Here is a 4257-nt window from a genome sequence, read left to right as displayed (position 1 = left end):
TTGCTTTTCGTCATAACCATCATCCTTACTTAAGTTGATGGTCTCCGACAAACTCGGAGCGATTCACTCCGGGAAAGCGGAGTAGACGGCTGGGCGCTGGACGACCAGGGGCACAGCCGCCCTGCAACCGTCCTGCCCGGAAGCCGAAGCCTCATCGCGCTGCGGCTTGCAGCAACCTTCATTTCCTCCCGGAATGTCATGGACACCGTGTTGGCTCCGGGTTCCGTCACCGTGCTCTCCGGGTTCCGCACCGCGGACGCGGATTTCATCCTGGCGGCCTGCCGCTCCGGTTTCCTGCCCGAAGAGTGGAAGGTCACCACCCGCGGAGACGAACACCCCCGTGGTCAAGCCCTCCGGGTACTTCAGGTCACCACATCAAGCGGAACGTCGCGGACCGGTGATCTCTATCGTCTGGAGCGCAACCTATGTGAAGCGCTGCAGCAACCCTGCCCGCTGCTTGTCCTGCTTCCGCACGGCGAAAGCATCCCGGACAGTCTCGCTGCGAGCTTGCCGGACCCGGTGAAGTTGAAGCCGCTGAACCGCGATATCCTCATCACACAGATGGAGCACAGCCACAGCGCCACTGGCAAAATCGACCGCGAGGCCGTGGAACCGGCTCTCCCCGAAGACCATGCGTTGTCCCAGCTGGGCGATCCGGATGTGCTACTGGCACTCCGGGCCCCTGATGCCCGCTGCGCGGCAGACCGCCTGGCCGCGGCGGTTTCTCGGACCCGGGGGCACGCTGGCGGCGTCCGCGCACTCACCCTCGAGGCCATCGGCGGCACCTCTCCTGCCCACCAGGCTGCGGCGGACTTGGTTGCGGACCTGCACAGATGGCAGCGCGGTGAGATCGAGTGGAGCGACATGTCCAGATCTCTGTTGATCTACGGAGAACCCGGCACTGGCAAAACCGTGCTTGCCAAGGCCATCGCCGCATCAGCCGGGGTCCCGTTGATCCAAGGATCGTTTGGTGCCTGGCAGGCCAACGGCCACCTTGGCGATATGCTTGCAGCCATGCTGACCTGTTTCCGGGACGCCAAATCCCGGAAGCCCAGCGTGCTATTCATTGATGAGATCGACAGCTGCGGGTCTCGCGCCGACACCGGTGACCGCAACCAAGCCTACCGCCAGCAGGTGATCAACGAGTTCCTGCGGCAGATCGATCTGCTGCACCGGGAAGAGGGTATCCTGCTGATCGGCGCTACAAATTTTCCCGGAAAAATCGACCCGGCTATCCTCCGTCCTGGCCGTTTCGACCTGCATCACGAGATGCCGCTTCCGACCCGGCAACAGATCCTGGTCATGCTTGAGCAAGCCTTCCCGGACTCCGGGCAAGATCTGCGCCCCCTGTCCCGTAAACTGGCCGGGCAAACCCCCGCCGTGATCGACGCCCGCCTTCGCGAGGCCCGCGCCAAGGCGCGGCGCCAGGGGCGGAGCTTCGATCCCGGATTCCTGGAGCAAATCCTCGGCCAAGAACAAGGATACCGGAGCCGCTTGGACGCGCGCATCGCCGTGCATGAAGGCGGCCATGCAATCGCCGCCTGGCTTTACGGGGAAGAGATCAAGCGCGTCTGCCTCTCCCCCGACGGAGGGTTTACCGAGCGCACGACACCGCCGGGGGCGGGACTGGAGGCGGATTTCGACCGGCAGATCACGATCCACCTCGCAGGCCGCGCAGCAGAACGGCTCGTGTTCGGGACAATCTCCGCAGGGGCGGGTGGAGGCTCAGCCTCGGATCTCGCGCAGGCCGCGCAGCTATCCTTGGCGATGGACTATGAACTCGGGCTTGGCATTCATGGCAACGCCTGGCTTGGGACCCCGGACTTTGCCCGTTTGACTGCAGAAGAACGCAAGCGCCTACAGGAACGGCTCGACCATGCCGAGGACGTCGCGCGTGCTTTGTTGTACCCCCACAAGCACCTTCTCAAAGAAATGGCCTCGGTTCTGGTTCGGGAAAGGGAGTTTGACGGCGAAGCCATCAAGTGCTGGTTGCGTGACGTGCCGCGGCAAAGAGATTCAGAGCTAATTCTGAACCAGTAGATGCGCTCGCCAATCAAGCGGCCTAGCCACCGGATTTGCACAATGACTTGTGCAAAATCCCGCGGCGCAGACTCCGGTTGGTCCAAAATCCGGATAACTCCCTCCCGTAAAGGTTTTGCCCGCGCGGCAAACGCCGCCGGTCCGGCCGCAACGGCGCGCACCTCAGCTCGCAGCCCTGAGCAAACCGGCCAAAACGGCAGGTTGTCCACATAAACCCGGCCCCGGGGCGGCATCTCCCGCCTTTCAAAGGTCCTCCGTCCTCCCGCTCCAGATATGATGTAGCCAACAGCCGCCGGGGCAGTTCCCGGCCAGATCAGCAGCATCAGAAGACCGCCCCGGGCCTGTGTCCGGGAGCGGCGGGAGACCTCGGCCCATGGCACGGGACCAGAAGAGCTATGTCAATTGCCAGGAGAAAGCCAGTCTCCCCGGTACACCTGAGACAAACGGCCAGGCCAACTGTCCGGCCTCGCTTCTGCACATCATAAAGCTCCTCGCCCGCCAGACTGCTCTTGAGGACATCGCGGCACAGAGGAGCCAATTGCCCCCGGAGGAATAAGAATGAACGCAACACCCGGTCTCCGCGCTGCCATTTACGCCCGGTATTCGACGGACAAGCAGAAAGACACATCGGTCGAAGACCAGATCCGGCTCTGCCGCCGCATGTGCGAGCAGAACGGGTGGCAGGTAACGGAAGTTTTCACCGATCACGCGCTCAGCGGAAAGAATGCCCTGCGCCCGGGATACCAGCGTCTGATCCGGGCAGCAGAATGCGGCCAGATCGACATCATTGTCGCCGAAAGCCAGAACCGCCTGTCCAGGGACATGGCGGATTCCGCAACCCTGCTGAAGCGCATGAGCTACTTCGGGGTCAGGCTCCACACAGCTGCTGAGAATGAACTGGACGATATGAAGGTCGGCGTCAGCGGACTGGTGTCCACCATGTTTCTTCGGGACCTGGCCCAGAAGACACGCCGCGGTCTGGAAGGGCGCGTTGCCAGGGGCAAATCCGCTGGCGGCATTTGCTACGGCTACCGGGTGAAGCGGGAGATCCTGCCAGACGGCACGCTCAGCACCGGTGACCGGGAGATCGAACCGGAGGAGTCCGCCGTCATCCAACGGATCTTCCAGGATTACGCAGACGGTCTTTCCGCCCGCACGATTGCGGCAGCCCTGAACAGCGAGGGCGTGCCTGGACCGCAAAGCGGCAAGGGCACCGGAGTCTGGAACCCCTCAACGATTTCCGGGAACATCAAGCGCGGCACCGGTATTCTGAACAACGAGCTGTATATCGGGCGTCTGGTCTGGAACCGATTGACCTACGATACCAACCCGGACACCGGCAAACGCTTGTCACGCCTCAACCCGCCTGACGACTGGAAGATCGAAGAAGTCCCACAGCTGCGCATCCTTGATGACCAGCTCTGGCACGCAGTGAAAACCCGCCAGGGTGAGGTGCGGCAGGCAATGAACCCGGCAGGCGTTCTGACCGAACGGCCCCGGCTGGAACGCGCGCGCCGACCGACCTACCTTCTGTCCGGCCTCTTGCGCTGCGCCTGCTGCGGCGCCAGCTACACGCTGATCAACAAAACCCGTTATGGCTGCGCCGGCGCGCGCAACAAGGGCGCCGCGGTCTGCACCAACCGCGCCACCATCGGCCGGGAAGAAGTAGAGGATCGGGTTCTTTCCGGGCTAAAACAGAGGCTTCTGGCACCGGACCTGCTGGCGCAATTCGCCGAGGAATACCGCAAGGCGTTCAACGAAGCCGCCGCGGGGGCCTGCCAGGAGCGCCAGAAGGCGGAAGCCTCCCTGAAGAAGGTGGATGGAAAGATCGCGGGCATTCTGAAGGCCATCGAAGACGGCATGTACCATGCGTCATTGAAGGCCAAGATGACGGAACTGGAAGAGGAGAAGGCCCGGTTGAAGGCCCTCATCAAGGAAAGCCCGGAGCCCCCGGCCCTGCGGCTGCATTCCAGCCTTTCGCAGCGCTACCGCGAGATGGTCGAAGATCTCGCCCGGTCGCTGAACGCGCCGGAGGTGAAGCGGGAAGCCATGGCAGAGTTGAGGGCGCTGATTTCGCAGGTACGGATGGTTCCGGACGCGGATGCGCCCGGCGGCCATCAGCTTGAGCTTGTTGGAGAATTGGCCGGGATCATGGCTTCAGGAGGCCAAAACGCCAAAAACCCCGCGGGAGCGGAGCTTCAAGGCATTGATATGATT

2 protein-coding genes are annotated in these 4257 nt (G+C 62.9%); both read left to right on the top strand.

The window, feature by feature from the left end; all coding sequences use genetic code 11:
- Positions 1-198 precede the first annotated feature (198 nt).
- On the top strand, positions 199-2040 hold the full coding sequence (locus C6W91_RS20755; RefSeq protein WP_370571558.1) for an AAA family ATPase: 1842 nt from the start codon (positions 199-201) through the stop codon (positions 2038-2040).
- Positions 2041-2598: 558 nt separating this feature from the next.
- On the top strand, positions 2599-4257 hold a 1659-nt coding region (locus C6W91_RS20750), incomplete at its 3' end, for a recombinase family protein (protein ID WP_370571557.1).

The sequence above is a fragment of the Phaeobacter sp. SYSU ZJ3003 genome, from assembly GCF_041300735.1.
Lineage (GTDB): Bacteria > Pseudomonadota > Alphaproteobacteria > Rhodobacterales > Rhodobacteraceae > Phycobacter > Phycobacter gallaeciensis_A.
The sequence above is the reverse complement of the archived record's forward strand: the minus strand, read 5'-3'. Positions and strand labels throughout refer to the sequence as shown.